The sequence below is a fragment of the Pseudomonas huaxiensis genome (assembly GCF_003231275.1).
Lineage (GTDB): Bacteria > Pseudomonadota > Gammaproteobacteria > Pseudomonadales > Pseudomonadaceae > Aquipseudomonas > Aquipseudomonas huaxiensis.
Genome location: NZ_QKVL01000059.1, coordinates 1 through 18,384 on the forward strand (window position 1 = coordinate 1; position 18,384 = coordinate 18,384).

At 52.7% G+C, this 18,384-nt stretch carries 19 protein-coding genes and 4 pseudogenes; 18 read left to right on the forward strand and 5 right to left on the reverse strand.

Annotation, left to right across the window (positions count from 1 at the left end; genetic code table 11):
- Positions 1–88: 88 nt before the first annotated feature.
- The 3 genes and pseudogenes from DM374_RS34590 to DM374_RS30050 all read left to right on the forward strand — a co-directional run.
- Positions 89–268, forward strand: a pseudogene (locus DM374_RS34590) (S-type pyocin domain-containing protein); the annotation flags it as partial.
- Positions 269–277: 9 nt separating this feature from the next.
- A complete protein-coding gene (locus DM374_RS30045; protein WP_263854304.1) occupies positions 278–694 on the forward strand; it encodes an HNH endonuclease signature motif containing protein in 417 nt (138 codons plus the stop codon).
- A complete protein-coding gene (locus DM374_RS30050; RefSeq protein ID WP_110973188.1) occupies positions 691–966 on the forward strand; it encodes a bacteriocin immunity protein in 276 nt (91 codons plus the stop codon). Before DM374_RS30045 ends, DM374_RS30050 begins: the two co-directional genes overlap by 4 nt.
- Before the next feature lie 124 nt (positions 967–1,090).
- Here DM374_RS30050 and DM374_RS30055 read toward each other — a convergent pair whose 3' ends face one another.
- Positions 1,091–2,023: a DMT family transporter gene (locus tag DM374_RS30055; RefSeq protein ID WP_110973189.1), complete on the reverse strand. Its 933-nt coding sequence runs from the start codon at positions 2,021–2,023 to the stop codon at positions 1,091–1,093.
- A 107-nt stretch (positions 2,024–2,130) separates the two neighbouring features.
- Positions 2,131–2,526, reverse strand: a complete 396-nt coding sequence (locus DM374_RS30060; RefSeq protein WP_110973190.1) for a transcriptional regulator — start codon at positions 2,524–2,526, stop codon at positions 2,131–2,133.
- Positions 2,527–2,652: 126 nt separating this feature from the next.
- On the opposite strand from DM374_RS30060, the gene DM374_RS30065 reads away from it, so the two are divergent.
- The gene (locus DM374_RS30065; protein WP_095153863.1) at positions 2,653–2,922 is read left to right on the forward strand and encodes a hypothetical protein; all 270 of its coding nucleotides are present in this window, start codon (positions 2,653–2,655) and stop codon (positions 2,920–2,922) included.
- Between the two features lie 100 nt (positions 2,923–3,022).
- Here the strand turns inward: DM374_RS30065 and DM374_RS30070 are convergent, their stop codons facing one another.
- Complete coding sequence (locus tag DM374_RS30070; protein WP_110973211.1) at positions 3,023–4,348, reverse strand: DEAD/DEAH box helicase; 1,326 nt, start codon at positions 4,346–4,348, stop codon at positions 3,023–3,025.
- Between the two features lie 146 nt (positions 4,349–4,494).
- On the opposite strand from DM374_RS30070, the pseudogene DM374_RS30075 reads away from it, so the two are divergent.
- A pseudogene (locus tag DM374_RS30075) lies at positions 4,495–5,196 on the forward strand (mechanosensitive ion channel domain-containing protein); the annotation flags it as partial.
- Positions 5,197–5,576: 380 nt separating this feature from the next.
- Here DM374_RS30075 and DM374_RS30080 read toward each other — a convergent pair.
- Positions 5,577–6,308, reverse strand: a pseudogene (locus DM374_RS30080) (IS5 family transposase); the annotation flags it as partial.
- A gap of 572 nt (positions 6,309–6,880) precedes the next feature.
- Here DM374_RS30080 and DM374_RS30085 point away from each other — a divergent pair.
- The 7 genes from DM374_RS30085 to DM374_RS30110 are packed head-to-tail and all read left to right on the forward strand — an operon-like array spanning position 6,881 to position 13,668.
- Positions 6,881–8,302, forward strand: coding sequence for a site-specific integrase (locus DM374_RS30085; protein WP_110973191.1), 1,422 nt, complete (start codon positions 6,881–6,883; stop codon positions 8,300–8,302).
- Positions 8,289–10,190, forward strand: coding sequence for an integrase (locus tag DM374_RS30090; RefSeq protein ID WP_110973192.1), 1,902 nt, complete (start codon positions 8,289–8,291; stop codon positions 10,188–10,190). The genes DM374_RS30085 and DM374_RS30090 overlap by 14 nt, the downstream gene beginning before the upstream one ends.
- Positions 10,187–12,115: a site-specific integrase gene (locus tag DM374_RS30095; protein ID WP_110973193.1), complete on the forward strand. Its 1,929-nt coding sequence runs from the start codon at positions 10,187–10,189 to the stop codon at positions 12,113–12,115. The genes DM374_RS30090 and DM374_RS30095 overlap by 4 nt, the downstream gene beginning before the upstream one ends.
- Positions 12,112–12,330 carry a hypothetical protein gene (locus DM374_RS33310; RefSeq protein WP_157969769.1) on the forward strand — a complete coding sequence of 73 codons (219 nt, stop codon included), beginning with the start codon at positions 12,112–12,114 and terminating at the stop codon, positions 12,328–12,330. The genes DM374_RS30095 and DM374_RS33310 overlap by 4 nt, the downstream gene beginning before the upstream one ends.
- The gene (locus tag DM374_RS30100; protein WP_110973194.1) at positions 12,327–12,719 is read left to right on the forward strand and encodes a hypothetical protein; all 393 of its coding nucleotides are present in this window, start codon (positions 12,327–12,329) and stop codon (positions 12,717–12,719) included. Before DM374_RS33310 ends, DM374_RS30100 begins: the two co-directional genes overlap by 4 nt.
- A gap of 5 nt (positions 12,720–12,724) precedes the next feature.
- Positions 12,725–13,216, forward strand: coding sequence for a hypothetical protein (locus DM374_RS30105; protein WP_157969770.1), 492 nt, complete (start codon positions 12,725–12,727; stop codon positions 13,214–13,216).
- Positions 13,216–13,668: a hypothetical protein gene (locus DM374_RS30110; protein WP_110973196.1), complete on the forward strand. Its 453-nt coding sequence runs from the start codon at positions 13,216–13,218 to the stop codon at positions 13,666–13,668. The genes DM374_RS30105 and DM374_RS30110 overlap by 1 nt, the downstream gene beginning before the upstream one ends.
- Before the next feature lie 580 nt (positions 13,669–14,248).
- Here DM374_RS30110 and DM374_RS30120 read toward each other — a convergent pair.
- Positions 14,249–14,467 carry a hypothetical protein gene (locus tag DM374_RS30120; protein WP_110973198.1) on the reverse strand — a complete coding sequence of 73 codons (219 nt, stop codon included), beginning with the start codon at positions 14,465–14,467 and terminating at the stop codon, positions 14,249–14,251.
- Between the two features lie 497 nt (positions 14,468–14,964).
- Between DM374_RS30120 and DM374_RS33315 the strand changes: the two genes are divergently transcribed.
- From DM374_RS33315 to DM374_RS30150, 6 genes and pseudogenes are all read left to right on the forward strand, one after another.
- Positions 14,965–15,354 (forward strand): hypothetical protein, encoded by a 390-nt coding sequence (locus DM374_RS33315; protein ID WP_157969771.1) that lies wholly within the window; start codon positions 14,965–14,967, stop codon positions 15,352–15,354.
- A gap of 18 nt (positions 15,355–15,372) precedes the next feature.
- A complete protein-coding gene (locus tag DM374_RS30130) occupies positions 15,373–15,543 on the forward strand; it encodes a type II toxin-antitoxin system Phd/YefM family antitoxin (protein ID WP_110973212.1) in 171 nt (56 codons plus the stop codon).
- Positions 15,544–15,561: 18 nt separating this feature from the next.
- Positions 15,562–15,687, forward strand: a pseudogene (locus DM374_RS34595) (hypothetical protein); the annotation flags it as partial.
- A 3-nt stretch (positions 15,688–15,690) separates the two neighbouring features.
- Positions 15,691–16,377: a 3'-5' exonuclease gene (locus tag DM374_RS30140; RefSeq protein ID WP_110973200.1), complete on the forward strand. Its 687-nt coding sequence runs from the start codon at positions 15,691–15,693 to the stop codon at positions 16,375–16,377.
- Between the two features lie 3 nt (positions 16,378–16,380).
- Positions 16,381–17,388: a metallophosphoesterase gene (locus DM374_RS30145; RefSeq protein WP_110973201.1), complete on the forward strand. Its 1,008-nt coding sequence runs from the start codon at positions 16,381–16,383 to the stop codon at positions 17,386–17,388.
- Between the two features lie 219 nt (positions 17,389–17,607).
- A complete protein-coding gene (locus DM374_RS30150; protein ID WP_157969772.1) occupies positions 17,608–18,330 on the forward strand; it encodes a DUF6602 domain-containing protein in 723 nt (240 codons plus the stop codon).
- The last annotated feature ends 54 nt before the right edge of the window (positions 18,331–18,384 follow it).

An 18,384-nucleotide genomic window follows, 5' to 3' on the forward strand; every position in this document is an offset into this window, starting at 1 on the left:
GACCCAACGCCGCTGTCGCCCCATGCGATAGCGGCGTTTCTCCGCCCGAATCATCTAGTCGCCGGTTAGAACGACACGCCGGGCGCCTATCGTTTCATCCGCAGACAGCTCCACCAGCCTCCCAGCGGCGCAACAACCGGCGTCTCCGCTCGATCCCGGCGATAGCAGCCTCAAGCACAACCCGCAGTTCCTCCCCTTACCTGCGGAGGATGCCGTCCATTTCAACAACTACCTCATCACCTTCCCGGCAGACTCGGGGCTTGAGCCTGTTTACATCATGTTCAAGAACCCGCGGGATTATGCGGGGGTCGTCAGCGGGGGAGGTCAACTCACATCTGGACGCTGGCTGGATGCGGCCAGCAGCAAAGCCGGCGCCTCTGTGCCGACACAAATTGCCGATCAATTGAGGGGGCGAACCTTCGCTACCTTTGGTCATATGAGAAGGGCGTTCTGGATCGCAGTAGCGAATGATTCTGAGCTTTTGCAGCAGTTCACAAAGGCAAACCTGGACAGGATGAAAGAGGGGCTCGCTCCGAGGGCCATACAGTCAGAGCACAAAAGCAGAAAAATGTCGTTCGAGCTTCATCACGTTCACCCCATCGGAGAAGGTGGTGCGGTATATAACCTGGACAACATTGTTGTCATGACGCCCAAACAACACCTGGAACTCCATTACGGGAAGAGCGAGCAATGATGATCAAAAAGCATCTGGAAGAGTACACAGAGGCCGAATTCCTCGATTTCGTAGGCGAGTTCTTTGAAAACCGCTCAGGTTTGAGAGGAGAAGAGTTCGGCCGCCATCAGGACAAAATGGCAGATGAATTCGAACGCCTGACAGAGCATCCACAAGCATCCGACCTTATCTTCTGGCCTGAGGAAGGCCACCAGTCCACCCCTGAATCCATCGTCCGTCACGTCAAGGAATGGCGCGCCGCCAACGGCAAGTCCGGTTTCAAACCTGAATAAACCGTCACCAAGATGCTTCCTTCACGAACAAAGAAACCCGCGAAGGCCTACACCGTCGCGGGTTTCTTTTAGCATTGGCCTGTGCTGTGCGGCGCCTGTGGCCACGCTTTTCCCGTATCGGAACCTAGCGCTGCCCCAGCAACGAACGCAGACGCCTGCGCAGCCACTGCTCGGCGCTGACCATGACGATGCCGAGCAACACGCACAGCGCACCGATCACGAAGTTCAGGCTCAGCGGTTCGTTCAGCAGCAACACACCGAAGGTCACGCCGAAGATCGGCGTGATGAAGGAAAACACCGCAAGGTTGGACGCCAGGTATTTGCGCAGCAGCCAGAACCAGGTCAGGTAACTGAAGAACGACACCACCAGCGCCTGGAACAGCACACTGCCGATGGCGATGGGCGTCAGGCTGACATGGGTCAGCTTGCCGCTGAAGGCGGCGATCAGCAGCAGGCCGACAAAGCCCACCGCCAATTGATAGAACAGCGTCAAGGTAGCCGGCGCCTCCGACAGCCGCGAGCAGCGCACCACCACCGTGGTCGAACCCCAGGCCGCGCCAGCCAGCACACCGAAGGCATCGCCGAGCAACATCGGCCCGTTGAGATCATCCAGGGAAATACCGCCTGCGAAGGCCAGCGCAATCCCGCCAAAAGCCAGCAGGATGCCCAACCACTGCAGCGGCCGCAGACGCTCGCTGGGCAGCATGAAGTGCAGGCCGAGGGCGGTGAACACCGGCGCGGTATAGAGGAACACCGACATGTGCGCCGCCGACGTCAGCGACAGACCCTCGGCGATGAACAGAAACTCGATCCCGAACAACGCGCCCGCCAGCAGTCCCGCGCGCCAGGTGGTGCCCACGTGCTCCCAGCCGCCACGCCAGCACATCAGCAGGCCCACCAGCAATGCGGCGATCCCTGAACGGGTCGCCGCCTGCATTACCGGGGCGAAATCAGCGGCGGCCCATTTGACCATCACCTGTTGCACGCCCCAGATCAGGCACAGCCCCAGCATGACCTGAAAGGCGAAGGCATCGGGATCGCGACGGGATGCGCTCATGTGCGGCACCCCACTTCTGGCAATGGCATGACAACCTCTTGGCAACGAAGAATTGGCGCCAATTATTGATGGTTGTCGTCAGCTATTACCAGATATGTCTGACTCGCTCAGGCAATCTGGGCTTTCGAGGCCACCTCGTCGAAGGTCGCTTCGTCCAGCGCATCGGCCTGTTCATCGAGCACCTGACGCGGGTGATCGTTGCCCGGAATGCTGCTGTCGATCAGGCTCAGCAGCCGTGAACCGCGCTCGGTGAGGATGAAGTTCTCGCCGTTGCCGCCCTCCTCTTCAGGTCGGCTGACGATGTAACCGCGCTCCACCAGCAACCGTTCGTAGTCGCAGGCGCGGGTCTTCAGGTGGTCGAGGTCGGGCACCGCATCGCCCTCGGCGGCAAGCTGCGCGGCGTGCTGTTCGGCATAGGGGCGCGGGGTGAAGTTATGTCCGGCGCTGTTCTGGACTTCATGCAGCAGACGTTCGATCAGGTCCCAGTCATACACGGTGCTCATGGGTGCGGCCTCGGTGGGGGTATGTAAGGTTGTGACCGGCCGCGTTCGCCACGGTTCGACTGAACTTTCCCGATGGCGAACCCCTCAACCGGGAACATCACCCGCCATGGATAATGAGGCCCGACCATGAAGACACTGATGATGCTGACCGCCACCGCCAGCTTGCTGTTCGCCCTGCCGAGCTGGGCGTGCACGCTGGAAGAAGCCACGGAGAAACGCGAGGAACTGGCCAAGGAAGTGACCCGCCTGACCGAGCAGAACCCGCAGAAGGCCAAGGAAATCAACGAGGAGTTGCAGGGAATGAAGCTGGGCACGGAGGCCAGTGATTTGCCGGACAAATGTCAGTTGATCGACAAGCGGCTGCAGGAATTGCGGGAGGCTGAGAAGAAGACTTGAGATTGCGGGAAACTTGAGGGCCTCATCGCCGGCAAGCCGGCTCCCACAGGGTCTGTGTCGCCTGTGGGAGCCGGCTTGCCGGCGATGAGGCCCTTGAGCCTTACTCCGCCGCAGCAGCCGGCTTGCGCTTCTTCAGCGGCGCCAGGCCATCAGAGCTGGTCAGCGGTGCATTCGGCTTTGGCTTGGCCGTCGGCTTGCGCTTGGCCACGGCTTTCTTGTCGCCCTTCTTGTCGGTCTTTTTCTTCTTCACACCCACCGCTTTGCCCGACGCCTTGACCTTCTTCGGACCGGTGTAGGTGCCCTTCACTTCCTTGATGGTGCGACGCTCGAAGGTCTGCTTCAGGTAGCGCTCGATGCTCGACATCAGGTTCCAGTCGCCATGGCAGATCAGCGACACCGCCAGGCCTTCGGCGCCAGCACGACCGGTACGACCAATACGGTGCACGTACTCGTCGCCGCTGCGTGGCATGTCGAAGTTGATCACCAGGTCCAGGCCGTCGACGTCCAGGCCACGGGCAGCCACGTCAGTCGCCACCAGCACCTTGGCGCCGCCGGTCTTGAAGCGCTCGATGGCCAGCTTGCGGTCTTTCTGGTCCTTGTCGCCGTGCAGCACGAACGCCTTCATGTCCTTGGCCACGAGGTGACCGTAGATGCGGTCGGCCATGACCCGGGTGTTGGTGAAGATGATCGCCTTCTGGTATGTCTCGTTTTCCAGCAACCACTGAGCGATCTGCTCTTTGTGCTGATTGTGATCAGCAGTGATGATCTGCTGGCGGGTGCCTTCGTTGAGCTGGCTGACGCTGTTGAGCATCAGGTGCTCAGGGTTTTTCAGCACCTTGCTGATCATTTCGCGCAGACCGGCACCACCCGTGGTGGCGGAGAACAGCAGGGTCTGCTGACGGTTCGGGCACTCGCCGCACAGGCGCTCGACGTCTTCCGAGAAGCCCATGTCCAGCATGCGGTCAGCTTCGTCGAGGATCACCACCTGCACGTGTTTCAGGTCCAGGTTGCCGGCGTTCAGTTGCTCCAGCAGACGGCCCGGGGTGCCGATCAGGATGTCAGGCACCTTGCGCAGCATCGCGGCCTGTTCCTTGAAGTCTTCGCCACCGGTGATCATCCCGGCCTTGACGAAGGTGAACTGAGAGAAACGTTCTACTTCCTTCAGGGTCTGCTGGGCCAGCTCGCGGGTCGGCAGCAGGATCAGCGCGCGGATCTCGACGCGTTTCTGGTTCAGGTCGACCAGACGGTTGAGCAGCGGTAGGACGAATGCGGCGGTCTTGCCACTACCGGTTTTCGCCGTAACCCGCAGGTCGCGCCCTTGCAGCGCCAAGGGAATGGCGGCCGCCTGCACAGGGGTAGGCTCGACAAAGTTCAGTGCGGCCACGGCTTTGAGCAGGCGTTCGTGCAGGGCGAATTGGGAAAACACGGATGTAACCTCGGGCATGAGCGGAAATTCAGCCACATAGGGTAACGTTTTCCGGCGCCCGAGCCGAATTTCTTTTTGCCGTGGGCCCGGCACATTCGTTCTAATTGGCCCTTCTTTTAAAAGGTTACGGAGAATTTCCCCAGCGCATGGCTATTCAACAGTTCTGGCAAAACGCCCTCGACCTCTGGGGCACTCTCGATCAACAACCGCTGCTGCACGCCGCGCTCGGCCTGGCAGTGCTGCTGGTCATCGCCCTGGTGCTGGGGCGGGTGGCCCGGTTTCTCACCCTTCACGCGATCAAGCTACTGAGCCGCCAATCGGCGCTGCTCTGGCTCGGCGACCTGCTGCAGAACAAGGTGTTCCACCGCCTGGCGCAGATGACACCGTCGCTGGTAGTGCAATTTGGCCTGAAACTGGTGCCGGAACTCAGCGCCACCAGCCAGCATTTCCTCGGCAACGTGGCGCTGGCCTTCACCATCCTGTTCCTGGTGCTCGCCCTGAGCGCCCTGCTCGATGCCCTGCTGGACATCTACGCCCGCACCGAGCACGCCCGCACCCGCTCGATCAAAGGCTATGTGCAACTGGCGAAGATGGTGCTCTACGTGTTTGGCGCCATCATCATCGTCGCCACGTTGATCGACCGTTCGCCGCTGTTGCTGCTGTCGGGCCTGGGTGCGATGTCGGCGGTGATCCTGTTGGTCTACAAGGACACCCTGCTGTCGTTCGTCGCCAGCGTGCAGTTGACCAGCAACGACATGCTGCGGGTCGGCGACTGGATCGAGATGCCCCAGGTCGGCGCCGACGGCGACGTGGTGGACATCACCCTGCACACCGTGAAGGTGCAGAACCACCCGTGAGTTTTCACCGATTGACTGATCCCTGTGAGTTCTTCAAAAAAATGGACAACCTTGTCTCCAAGAATTCTCACTAGCAAGACCGCAAGTGCCCACCTCCTTGGTTTCATCGGCAGGCTGTGCTTGTACTCCAACATCACAGCTATAGGACAGCGTTCTCCCTCCTCCATAAACCACCAGAAATCCAATTCGGCTGGTGCGTGCTCCTAAGCCCCTCAGGTCACTTACTCGAATGTCAGCCCGTCTGTGGTTCCAAGCCTTCGTCTAAAGAACTCTCGCCTAGTGTCCATTTTTCCCAGCGGGTGCGAGGGAGTGACTGTGTGAGTCAGATAACAACCTGAGCTGTGCGAGACCTCGGAATAGTCATCACTGGCCGAACAAGCCAGCGAGACCATGGCGGCATAGCTTTTAGCGAGCTTGTTGAAGCGTGTCACGATCCGACGGTTTTCTTTCAGCAAGCCCAAAATGCGCCCGATGATGTTGCGCTGCCGATTCTTGGGCCCATCAACAGTCTGGTTAAGCCTGGCTTGGGCTTAGGCTGGGCTTCGGCGTCGTAGTCTTTATCGGCAAACAACCACTTGCACCGTCTACCTGGATGGCCACGTTGGCCCGATGGAATGCTGAGTTCGTCAAACACTGGTTGCGCGTAGCTAGAAGCGCTACGGTGTCCCGTTGGCGTCCCAGAGCATATGGAATTTGGCTGACATGCCACTCCGACTGCGGCCTAGAGCGTGATCGGCAGGCTCGTCACCCCCTGTTTCCGAGCTCCAGATGAGGCTCGCTCGGGTTGCGTGAACTGCGGTCGAGTCGATCATCAAGGTCTGCAGATCGATTAAGCCTTCCTCACTCAATCACAGGCGCAAGCGTTTGAGCATCTGATCGAATGTCCCCTAATTTCGCCAGTCCCAAAACCTTTGGTACACCGTTGATCATGGGCCGAAGCGCTCCGGCATATCTCGCCGGCCAGCGCCCGAGCAGAGTACCCAGAGCACGCCATATAGCATTAGTCGCTCGCTCAGCCTGGACTGCCCGCGCCCAGGGGTTTCAATGAAGAGACCGGAGACCACTGCCCAGGCTTCGTCCGACTGTTCGTAACCCCATGCCATCACAGAGTTCCTTTCAGTCGATGCCGGGTGACTCCACAAAAACTCTACGCTCGAGAGGCACCGACAGGGTTTCTCGGGATTTCGTACAGGGCCTAGATCGCAAGTGAGCGTCGCCCATGCACTGGTAGGTCAGAGTACACATTCACGTCTTGGGGCCGCCCCCACAACGCCACGCCGTCCCGACGATGGCTTCGTTTCAGAGCCGCTCTCCAGCAGCCGGTTTGGCAACCGTTGGTCATGAACCAAGTTTTTTATCTTAGATAACATCACGCTCAAATAAATGTCTTTATATCGGATATCTGCCGCATATATATACATTCAATCTCACCCTTCTCACCTTCAAGCCACCTGTCAAAAATCTCAACCCCTAGAGCCGTAAGGGCTTGGAGACAAACGCTAAACAAGACGAAACAAAGCGAACAGAAAATCAAATTGTCAATTAATCAAATATTATTGGGGATAACTCAAAAAACTGCCTTAGAGGATACTATTAGCATACTTTGAATGATGCTTGACAGTGACCGGCCTAAAATTTTAAATCCCCTATCCGAAGCCACTCTACCCGTCTAAACATGCCTGCAGCAGTCAACCGAAAACCACGCCAGACTCCATACAGGAAGCATCGATTTGTAGTGCTTCCTCGCATATCCGTATTCAAGGCAGAAAAAGCTGCCAACGATGAAGTGCCTGAAGCGGCGGCTATCATCCAAGGCAAGTACGTTGTCCGACCTTTCAAAAGCGATTCGGGAAAGTACGAGCTTAGGAACGTCCCGGTCATTCTGAAACCAGACGGCACCATATGGCACCATGGGTCTCTCTACATTCTTTCAAGAGCGTCGGAGTACAACCCTCCTTCTGACCAGACTCTGAGGTCGTATGCAAAGGGCTTAGTCGACTATATAAATACTTTGTCCGCCGACCAAATAGACTATCTCTCAACCCCACTCAGAAAAACCATTCGGCCAACTTATCACTACAGAGCCGAACTTGAAGAACGGATAAACAGAAACTTACTTGCAATTTCCACGGCCAACTCCCGAATTAGTGCCGTAGTGAATTTTTATCGATGGATGAAAAACCGTTTTGATTACCACCCCACTCAAGATCTTTGGATTGAGTTAAGAAAATACGTTCGTTACACCAATAAACAAGGATTTAGCAGCGACAGAGAAGTAATCACCACAGACCTCCACATAAAACAATCACAAGAGGTCAACACAGGTGAGTACATTGTGGATGGTGGCAAGCTATATCCATATAGTGGAGAGCAACAACGCGCACTCGTCAAAATTCTTTTCGAAACAAAGAACACAGAGATGATTCTTAGCTTCCTCGTTGCACTCACTAGCGGAGCACGCTCGCTAGCAACATACACCTTAAGAATCACTGACATAATAAATCCCGAATTAGTGAAAGGGACAGAAGTAGCCATCAGCATAGGACACCGCACACCCGTTGATAACAAAAACAACAAACTAATGAAAATTTATATTCCATCATGGCTAAATCGTCTCATTTATACATACATAAATTCTGAGCGCTATAAGAGAAGAGTTTCTAAGGCGGGCCAACCAACAGATGGCGCTCAATATGTATTCCTCACATCTCGTGGCAATCCGTTTCACATTGCGAAAAGCGACATGAGAAGAGGACAAGACAACCCGATCCAAGAAGGGAACTCTGTTCGAAAATTCATTTCCGAGACGCTTCAGCCTGCTCTAAACAAACTTGAATCACCATTCAAATTTCGCTTCCACAACCTGAGGGCATGTTTCGGTATGAACCTCCTTGAGGAAAAGCTTAAAGGGTTGCCAGCAGATTCTGTGGCTTACACACGAGCACTAGGGAAAGTCCAACAGCGCATGGGGCATGCCGAAAGAAGCACCACGGAAAGGTATCTAAATTATCTCGAAGATAAAAATTTGGCATTCCAAGCCCAAAGCATGTTCGAGCAACATTTGCAGAGAATATCCGAGAACCATGTATACAGTTAAGGTCAAGTCGTACCTGCGTCAGGTTTCCGGCATCACTGTCGTGGACATTGACAAGCTCTCGCTGCCAGAAATCGATGCCAAAATTGATGAGCTAGGAATACATAAAGTTGCCTTCGCGACTAAAGACGAAGCTGTGTTCCATGTAGGCTCACATTGCTTTCGTAACCGCTATCGTATAGCGAACACGGCATTCTATCAGTGCCAGAGATTCGACCTGGACGAAAACAGATGCAAAGCGTTTGATGGCTGGGCAAGAAACGCCGTTACGGCGGTCAAAACGGGTGCAATCAGCCAGTCTACTTTCCTTTCAAGTGCACGAGAACTCAACAAGTTTCTCTGCTGGTGTTACGAAAATGGATACCCAGATTTATTTGATAACGTTGAGACCTACTACGAAGCCTATTCAAAATTTTCAAATTACATTTACGAAATACACATGGGCGGAAAATACGCGTACCATACCGCCATATTAAAACAAAGCATCCCTTTTACCGTGCTTTACTGGTTTTTCCCAGAGGCAACCACTAACTTCAAGCAAGCCCTCCCGAGGGTGCCTGTTAGTCGCGATTACACACCAACACCTGTACCTCCAGAGGACGAAGTCGCTCATGGACTAGGACTGTGCACTGAAATCTTCAAGGGATTTACGGAGGCCCTGCTAAACGGATGGAAATACCCATTTAAAGTTAATTTAATGAACGAAAACCTTTGGGTACTCCCTATCCAATGGCTATGCCACACGCGGAGGGCACAGCCACCTGAGTTCATCACAGCGCTTTGGGACTACAAGACAGGCACTTTAATACCGCAAACGGAAAGATTTCGCATTAAGCGTTATTGCCGAGCCTTAGAAACAATAGAGAATGAGAACAAAGAACCGTATGTGCTAACTGCTTACAGACAGCGCCTAGGCAAGTGGGCGCATGATAGCTTTCTATTAATGTTTGCAGCCAACACCGGGATGAACGAACAGCAGATCAGAGACTTGGAATGGTTAACAGGTGAGTACGAAATCGCCCCGAGCGTGCAGGGCTTCCGGACGGTGAAATGGCGAGCGGGAAGAAAAGTGCAGAGCTTCACTATCACAACCCGCTTTGTCAAAGATTTTGAGATTTTCTTGAAGTTAAGAGCATTCCTCACAAGGGATAAGCCAAGCAAATCTCTGTTCATGCAAATCCCGATTTCATTTGAAAAGCAGTGGCGACCGTTGCAACCTAGCGCTCTTAGAAAACTAGGGGACACCATCCGCGAAATGCTGGACGAAAACTCCCCTTATTTAAGCTATCGCAAACTTCGGCTATACAAATACAACTACCTATTGAAAGAATTCGGTGTTGTGGCTGCTAACCAAATCATGCAGAGCAGTGTTGGCACAATTGCAAAGGCGTATTCAACCGCCGCTGATGATGTGGCCATAAAAGAAGTTAGTGCCTTTTATAATCTCTTCACACGAGCATACAAGAACAATCGGAAAAGACGAACACAAAAAAGCATTCCATCCGGGCATTGCATTGAACCTGGGAGCGCAATCCCGTTAGTTGAAATCGACTCTCCAGTGACTGAACCGTCGTGCAGCAACTTTATCACATGCCTGTTTTGCGAACACTTTGTCGCCCATGCCACAAATAATGACATCCGAAAACTGCTCAGCCTGCGATATTTTCTTGAGCAAATTCGAAGTCAGTCCGTTTCAGCTGAAGAATTCGAAAAATTGAATGGAGCGACCATGCGAAAAATCAACTACATCATTGGAAAGCTGAGAGCCACCTCCGCAGAGACTAGCGACTCGATAGATCAGATTGAAAAAGAGGTATTTACCAACGAAATCCTAACCGACTACTGGGCAGCACTTCTTGACAATCTGGTACGCATTGGAGCGATCAAATGAAATCGACTAACGCTCGTAAACACGCCAACAATGGCAACGATGCTTACCTAAACATGGATGTATCTGAAATTAATGACGACACGGTCATCAGTCGCGACAAAGATGGCCACATAATTTCAATTTTTGCTCACAATAAGTGGACTACACCTCAGCTAAGCAATCATCACCTCAAGGCGTCTGCTATTTGTTTCTCCAAATTCAGTACAAAAAACAAGATAGAGCTTGCAAGTCTAGCTCAGGCAAAAAAAATCATCTGCACACAAATTTTTCGTCCTTCCAAGAGAACAGGCTCTTACCCTAGCCACGACTCGGTTATGTCAAACCTTGGAGCTCTTCGTAAAGTCCACGCATTCGCCTCAGAGAAAGGATTGACTATAGCAGAGATCTTTGAGAGCCCAATTGAGTTCGGGGACTATATTCGAGAAGTTGAATCACTAATTAACCTCCGCATCCTCCAAACCATGCTCAACAAATGCGTTGAGCATGTCATTTACCCGGTCTCCCCTCTCGCCCTTAAACTGATAGACCAACTTATCCGAGAGTCCAATGACGAGTCAGAGCAACATCCAGTTATCCCAGGCCGTATCCTGTTCGAGAAAATTTCAAACTACAAGGAGATTTTAGAGGAATACAACTCGACTGCTGAAAACATTGAAGAACTTAACCAAAGGGTTGCAGCCAACCCTTACTACGGCAGGATGAAACAAATATCCAAAAACCCAGCATTGCCTAACGTGCCTTTTAGCCAAGCCATTGATGAGTGCGGCCTCACCAAATTAAGCGAAAAATACAACTTCAATCAACTAGCAAACGTCGGAAATTATCTTAACCGTTGTTACTACGCGGCTAAAATGCTCATACATACATTTACAGCAATGCGTGAACGAGAAGCGTACCTATTGAAAGAAAATTGCATTGAGAAAATCTCAAAGGACACGTACATAGTCCATGGTCTAACAATAAAACTAACAAAGCTGCCTCGCCCAGCTAAATGGATAACCTCTGCAGATATTCTCTACCCATATGAATCAGCTATGAGAATCACACAACTCATAAAAAAGCACATACCAAAGCACGTCAACACCCAAGAATTTCTTTTCCTGTCGGTCGGCTATTTGCCAATTTCTAACTACTATAACAAAAAATCCAAGTCAACAAAGCTAACCCAAGCTAACCTTCCTCCTTTTAAGTGGGAAGATACCTTCCCTGCCACGATTATCAATTCCGAGGATTTCAATGAACTGGTGATGCTGGATCCTCTCAGAGACTGGCAGTCTCAGGCTGAGTTCCAACCTGGTGAAAATTGGCGATTAACCACTCACCAGTTTAGACGCTCAATGGCGGTATATGCTGCACAAAGTGGCCTGGTTTCGCTCCCCTCCTTAAAACGGATGCTGCAGCATACCTTGCTTCAAATGTCAGTTTATTACACCAAAGGATTTGCTACAGCCAAATATCTTTTCGAAGACCTCAACCCTGAAACTGCAAAATACTTTAAGGAGCAAGCAGTCCCAGCAGAGGCCAGCCTATTCTTAAAAGATGTAATCATGGAAGAGGCAACACTTCATGGAGCCGCAGGAACTTTTTATGAGCGCAACATCAAAGATTCATTCCTTGGCACCATCGCTACCAATTTCGCTGAAACACTGAAAAACATGAAACAAGGCTTGATTTCTTACAAAGAAACAATTCTGGGTGGTTGCCTAAAAGTAGGAGAATGCTTTGAGCGAGCCCACCATAATTATGTGGCTTGCCTTAACTGCAGCAAGGCCTGCATTAAAGAAAAGAAACTTGATCAAGCGATCTTAATTCAAGTCAAAGTTATCGAGAGCATTCCACAAGGAACGTTTGCTTACAACACCGAGCAGACCAAACTCAGCATATTGCAACTCTTCAAAGACAAAATCTCACAGGTGATCGCATGACCGCAGAAGCCATCAAACTTTATCAAGCCGCTCTTCAGCGACTGCTTAGCAGTCAAACTATCTCATCTGGCATAAAAATTAGTTGCGACAACTTGGCCAAAGCAGCACGCCGCAAAAAAACTCCATTCAGGATTGATAATGACTTACCCCCACTATCCGTTTCAAATCACCAGGCACTGCGTAATCAGACCACTAAGGATGACCTGAACTCATGATTTCAGATGTCATTCGTCAGTACGAAGAAGCCCTTCAGCGGCTGATTGAAAATAAGCCAAATATTTTGCCACCAGGCAGCAAGATCACCATTAACAATGTGGCTTTGGAGGCTGGGCGGGGCAAAGGCTCCATTAGAAAAGATCGGGATTGTTTTAAACCACTCCGAGAGAGTACCAAGGCAGCCGCAGCCAAACAAAAAAAAGAAAATAGCGCCAAGCCCAACAATGGAGCAGAAAAGCTGTTTAAAGACCTCTATCACGACAGCCTAGCCAGGGAGTTGATGCTCATTTCTCAGATTGATGAGCTAGAGAAAGATCTCTCGGCACTGAGCAATGTGACCAATATCGCCACGCAGAAAGAGAAGAACAAAAGGGGGGCGGAGAAATGAAGGTCATGGACAAGATCATTAATTTTTTGTGGCCGGATAAACAGAGTGACTGGGAGCAGAAACAAGAAAGATTTTTCATTGAGGCCCTTAAGAAACTGAAGAACTACCATGTGACCGGACGAGGTAGCCTTTCCATGGATCCCGAAGAGGCCAGAGATGCCATACTCCGCTTCGCTCAGGAGAATAAAAAGGCCGAGCAGGTAGATCATCACGTGAAGCTCGTACCGGCTGGAATACTCATGGAGCGGTATGCATGGCGGCGTCAGGATTGCGTCTCGGCTGTTCGGTATGCATTTCTTGTATCTGCTGATGGCCTATGTGCCGTGTTAGATGCAGAGCGATATTCATCGACCATCACCTGTCAGGATGGGCTGCAAGGTAGCCACTTTGCGGTGACAAATGCCGTAACGGCCATCACTCGTAATGATCTGGCGTGGCATACCAGCCTCCAGTCAGCGATTCAAGCATATGAAGAAAAGTCTAAAGGAGCTTTGTGATGGGCGGTAAGCGGAAGCCATTCATCACCACCAAGGCGATCAGCGAGGCAATTGTGTGGTCAGGCGAAACAAAGGGTTGGACGCGCCCACGGATTCATGAGGTGTGGGAATTATCGTCTCTTCATCTGTCAGAGGCAGTCATTAGAGGCGTTTTTTCTACGATCCTCGCAAAGCCTACAGTTTCAGCGCTGTTCGCCCGGAAGGTGTATGTCGTGACAGGGAAAGAGGTGCTTCAATTTGAATGCCCGCCAGGCTCACTCAGCGACCCTTGCTACATTCTAGGCGAGATGATGCGTGATCTGATCAAGAAGCAGTGGCCTATGGACTGCTTGCCCCCACTTGACAGTGAATGGCACGATTTTAATGAAGCTCTTTTTGAGACACTGTTTAAGTTAGGATTTTCATTGCGCCGCTTGAGAGGATTTAAACTTGAGGAAGATTTGGGTATGTGAGTTGAAAAAACTGAGATGCCCCGGTAGTCTTAGTGAGTCCACGAGGACGGGTTACCTGGAATCCTGCGGTCAGTCTGCAAAGCCAACGCTCCAGGCAACGTGTAATGAATGCTTGTCGTGAAGCTGACACCGACGCATTAGGCATCCATAGTTCAGCATGTCGGTTGGGTAGGCTCTAAAGTACACGTCACGTACAATTTCCACCATCACGCTTTGCGAGCGCGCCTGTGGAGTTCTAAGTGGGCCATCTCACGGCTCCTTTCGTGAGCAAACTTCTCCCAGTCTCGGTAATACGTGCCTTCGAGTAGGCGTGTTGAGCTTCTGCTCTCATAAACAAAGCGTTCCCGCCAAGGCTGCGGGATGTCGACCTCACGCACGATCAAGGTACCGCCTGGCGTCTTGGTGGCAGATACCGATGGGGGTGCGCCGCGTTGATCTTGGTGGTCGATGTTATTGAGGGCGTCCAAGGCCTCGACGGCTCGCGGATCACTAGGAGTGAGATTTGCGAGCGCCCATAGCGCTTTCCGCCATGCAGTCTCGCGTAGACGCAAATCGTCAACACCACTCATTGTGTTGTCCCCTAGTGTATCTGGCGACCGTGCCAGCCATCGCCGGCAAGCATCCCCTCGACGTATTTAATCGACATCTCCAACTCGCCCTCGGCTTCCTTGAAGACCGATTCCAGTGATGGGTGAGCGCCAGAGGCGCGGAGATTGGCAATCAGCTCCAGGAGCTCTCGACCCTGGGCGATGGGCATTTGGATGCTGCAGTACACGGTGTCCTTGGCGTCTCTGCTCATGGGCTCTCCAGAAAGTCGTCGTGGTTGGGCGCGCCCTGCGGGCCGGCTGTCGTGAACCGAGTCGCTCTCCTGAGCGTCTCGGCCCTGCGGGCATCCATCCTCGCGTCTGCGCGCTCCGCTTACCAGAGTGAGCTCAGCACTCCTTAGGCCTGGAGCCCAGGCGATGGTTGTGTGATCGAAGCCCATCTTCGCATAGCGCAGGTGGTGCAACCCGCATGTTAACGCCGCACTATGCCCGTCGGCAGGCCATACACCTGCAATTGGCTAATATGAACAGGGCCTCCTCAATGCGGCATCTTCCAGCTGCACGGAGGCAATATACAATTAAAACCCGCAATTATTATCACCAAGTTCAACCCTTGTCGACCACAACTAAGGGTATGCCAACTGCATACTCTAAAGTTGCCTCGACAGGCAATACACAGCTTGATAATCTCAAAGTATCAACTCACAAGCTCTTGCCCCTCACGCTCCTCGAAACTTAAATCCAGCACACTATGAATATGGAAAAACCACGCGAGATCACCCTCGCGGAATTCAGAGAACGCTATCCACGGATTTTCTCTGACCCATCTGTGGATGACATCTACTTCAGCCCTGGTTGGCGGGAAATCCTCTACGCCCTGTGCCGCACGCTTCAAGCTCACCTTAATCGGCATCCTGAGGTGCCGCAGGTGGTGGTGGCGCAGGTGAAATCGAAATTCGGTGAGCTGCATTTTTTCTACGATGGTGGCGATGCTTACTGCCGGGGTGCCGTGGCTGTGGCTGAGGAGCTGTCACTGAAGACGTGCGAGCAGTGTGGCGCGCCGGGGCAGCAAGTGAGCGGACGCTGGGTTCACACGCTCTGCCCGCAACATGCTGGCAGCGGAAATCCAGGAGCTGCGTAAGTGGTGACCGTCATCCCGATGAGCCAAGCGCGCAGACGCCTGAGGCGAATCGTTGCACTTGTTGCCAAAGGCCACGTGTTTGTTGTGACCAAAAACGGCAAACCATTAGCGACGATAGAGGCGCCTGAGGATTCAGAGCATCTAGACGTGAAATCGGGACACTCGGACGGCTCGAAGCGCCATGAGTAGGCATTTCCATGGCAGGAGTACATTTGTACTCCATGCTACGAACGCATAACTAGCAGGACGGTACGCAGGCACAGCTACGGGCGAGCCGCTCATTCAGCTCTTCGACTCCGCTTCGAAGAAACGAGGGCTTTCTGGGAAGGATGAGACATGCAGATCAAAAAACCACAGCACCTCCAAGCACTCCGCGAGCTGCTGGCAGGCACCCGATATCTCCTTTGCGTAGATCTTGAAGCTACGTGCGACGAGTACCCTGCAGGCCTGACAGATGAGCAGAAGCCGGAACACAAGCTCGCTATAAGTCGTGACGAGATGGAGACCATCGAAGTCGGAGCTGTGGTTCTAGATCTGCATCGGGATTGCAAGATCGTCAGCGAGTACACGAGCTTGGTGCGCCCAGTGCTTAATCCGATTCTTACCGACTTTTGCAAGAGACTGACCACGATTGATCAAGTCGACGTCGACGGCGCAGGTTCATACGACGAAGTTCGCCAGAAGCTGGATGCCCACCTGGCCCCGTTCAAGACCGAAGGGCTAATGTGGTGCTCCTGGGGTGATTACGATGCCAAGCAGTTGGCAATGGATGCAGTACGGAATCGCTGCGAACCGATGCTGGCCGACCTTAGCCACACCAATGCTAAGAAATGGCACTGGAAAATACTAAGCTGCCGTGCATTGGCTCTCCGGCCTGCAGTTGAGGGCTGGGGCATCGAATGGTCTGGTCAGTACCATAGAGGGATCGACGACGCTCGAAACCTAGGGGCGCTAATGGGTGAGATACTGCGTGCACAAGGTAAAATATCCGAGTCGTCCAGGCCGGCTCAGGAGCGTCTGTAGCGTATGCCTCATCTGCTAAAACTGCCTCAAAATCGGGCAGGCCGAGACTTCGTCGTTGGTGATATCCATTTCAAAACACGAGAGCTCCATAGAGGTCTCCAGGCGCTCGGCTTCGACCAATCCGTCGACCGGCTGATAGCAGTTGGAGATCTCATCGACCGTGGCCCAGGGATGCTCGACGGGCTGAAACTATTGGGCGAACAGTGGTTCTTCACGGTGAAGGGCAACCACGAGCAGATGCTCATTGACGCCTATCGAGCTAACCCACACCTGCCCTACTCCGCTCATGGCGCCCGGTGGTGGCTCACGATTGATGACGAGTCCAAGCCCATGGTCATCGACAAGCTGGATAGCTTGCCGCTGGCTATTGAGGTGGAGACTTCTCGGGGCGTGGTCGGAGTGGTTCACGCTGATGTGCCCGTGGGGCTGGCCTGGAATGACTTCACCCAGAGCCTCGATAACCCACAGATTCAGGATGTCGCGTTGTGGGGGCGCGAGAGGATCAAGAAGCATCATCGCGGCGGTGTTCCAGGTGCCTGGCGTGTCTGTGTCGGGCACACCTGGATTCCGCATTCTCTGCGCCTCGGGAATGTCCTTGCCCTAGATGTCACTGGCGGAGGGGATGGCCCCCTGGCTATCTATTCGCTGCAGGACGACGTCGTTTACGTCGATGGTAAAGCCTCGGGGCTCGCCCAGGCAGAGCGCCTCGGTGAGCAGCTGGAAGAGCTTGAGCAGTCGATCATCTCACTGAAAACTCTGACGCACGCAAACAAGCTCATTGAGACTCAGATTGCGAGTCGTGAGGCAGAGGCGCTTGCTCAGCAGATCACCTCGACCTGGCTCAACCTGGCTGACGATGTTGCTGGCATGCAACAGTTGATGAATTCCCTGCACGGGCTGAGTCTTTTGTCTGGGGAGCGGCGCTCTGCCAAGCTTGAAGAGCTGCAGGGACGGTACGCAGGCACACATACGGGAGAGTTGCTCATTCGGCTCTTCGACTCCGCCTCGTAATGAACGAGGGCTTCTGAGAAGAAAAAACATGCAGAAAAAAAACACGGCACCTCAAGGCGCTCCGCCGATTTCTGTAAGAGACTGACCAGATTGAACACGTGGACGTCGACGGCGCCGATACATACGACGAGGTACGTCACAAGCTGGATGATTACCTGGCCCCGTTCACAGACAACCAGCATCTGACTCAGTTTTATCTCAAAGAGCGAAACCTAGGTTATGACTCAAGCATCTAACTTTCTAAAACAAAAACTGGAAGGCATACATGCCGCACTAATGCAGGCCCATGCAGACTCTACTAAATATGCTCCTAGCATTACCGGAGCCGAGAGAGAAATAATTAACCGGTCTCTTCTTTCTCTGATTTTGGCCCCTGGCTATCGCGTTGGCACTGGAACAATTTTTGATCAATACGGAAATGACTCAGGTCAGGTTGATATCGTTATTGAGCAACCATTCTCAATCAGCTTCCCGATCAGCAGCGACCAGAACCGACTATTCTTAGCCCCGTCTGTATGCGCCGCATTGGAAATCAAATCCAACCTTGCAACGCAAGGTAAGAAGGCGATGGACAAAGCAGCTTCCATCAAGGAACTGCTCAGAACCTCAGTAAAAGGTGATGACTTCCATTTTCTTGACGACATCTCAATTCCAACATTTATTATTGGATTTGAAGGCCCCTCCACAGAGAAAGGAATTGAGAATATATATAAATCCTTTTCCAACAAATTAATTCCCAATGGGATATTAAGTATTGACGGCGCAATTTTTCATGGAAGAGCGCCCGGACAAAATGGCTTTACGATTGCCAAAGGCAAGGCCGCATCTCTTTTCGCATTTCTCCAGTGTGTTACTGCCACACTGCAGCATGCTGGCAGCAACGAGTTTAAGCTAGATGAATTCCAGTCATTGATCGGGAAAACTCGAATACTGAAAAGCTAAACGCTGTTGTCTGCAGATTACTGCTCAGTTCGGCCAGCTTTAGCGCTTTAGGGC

Bases quoted from the DNA above. Each gene is read 5' to 3' on its own strand.
- DM374_RS30095 (WP_110973193.1), top strand. From the start codon at position 10,187: ATGAAATCGACTAACGCTCGTAAACACGCCAACAATGGCAACGATGCT.
- DM374_RS30090 (WP_110973192.1), top strand. From the start codon at position 8,289: ATGTATACAGTTAAGGTCAAGTCGTACCTGCGTCAGGTTTCCGGCATC.
- DM374_RS30130 (WP_110973212.1), top strand. From the start codon at position 15,373: ATGAGCCAAGCGCGCAGACGCCTGAGGCGAATCGTTGCACTTGTTGCC.
- DM374_RS33310 (WP_157969769.1), top strand. From the start codon at position 12,112: ATGACCGCAGAAGCCATCAAACTTTATCAAGCCGCTCTTCAGCGACTG.
- DM374_RS30120 (WP_110973198.1), bottom strand. From the start codon at position 14,467: ATGAGCAGAGACGCCAAGGACACCGTGTACTGCAGCATCCAAATGCCC.
- DM374_RS33315 (WP_157969771.1), top strand. From the start codon at position 14,965: ATGAATATGGAAAAACCACGCGAGATCACCCTCGCGGAATTCAGAGAA.
- DM374_RS30055 (WP_110973189.1), bottom strand. From the start codon at position 2,023: ATGAGCGCATCCCGTCGCGATCCCGATGCCTTCGCCTTTCAGGTCATG.
- DM374_RS30105 (WP_157969770.1), top strand. From the start codon at position 12,725: ATGGACAAGATCATTAATTTTTTGTGGCCGGATAAACAGAGTGACTGG.
- DM374_RS30065 (WP_095153863.1), top strand. From the start codon at position 2,653: ATGAAGACACTGATGATGCTGACCGCCACCGCCAGCTTGCTGTTCGCC.
- DM374_RS30150 (WP_157969772.1), top strand. From the start codon at position 17,608: ATGACTCAAGCATCTAACTTTCTAAAACAAAAACTGGAAGGCATACAT.
- DM374_RS30110 (WP_110973196.1), top strand. From the start codon at position 13,216: ATGGGCGGTAAGCGGAAGCCATTCATCACCACCAAGGCGATCAGCGAG.
- DM374_RS30140 (WP_110973200.1), top strand. From the start codon at position 15,691: ATGCAGATCAAAAAACCACAGCACCTCCAAGCACTCCGCGAGCTGCTG.
- DM374_RS30085 (WP_110973191.1), top strand. From the start codon at position 6,881: ATGCCTGCAGCAGTCAACCGAAAACCACGCCAGACTCCATACAGGAAG.
- DM374_RS30060 (WP_110973190.1), bottom strand. From the start codon at position 2,526: ATGAGCACCGTGTATGACTGGGACCTGATCGAACGTCTGCTGCATGAA.
- DM374_RS30145 (WP_110973201.1), top strand. From the start codon at position 16,381: ATGCCTCATCTGCTAAAACTGCCTCAAAATCGGGCAGGCCGAGACTTC.
- DM374_RS30050 (WP_110973188.1), top strand. From the start codon at position 691: ATGATGATCAAAAAGCATCTGGAAGAGTACACAGAGGCCGAATTCCTC.
- DM374_RS30045 (WP_263854304.1), top strand. From the start codon at position 278: ATGTTCAAGAACCCGCGGGATTATGCGGGGGTCGTCAGCGGGGGAGGT.
- DM374_RS30100 (WP_110973194.1), top strand. From the start codon at position 12,327: ATGATTTCAGATGTCATTCGTCAGTACGAAGAAGCCCTTCAGCGGCTG.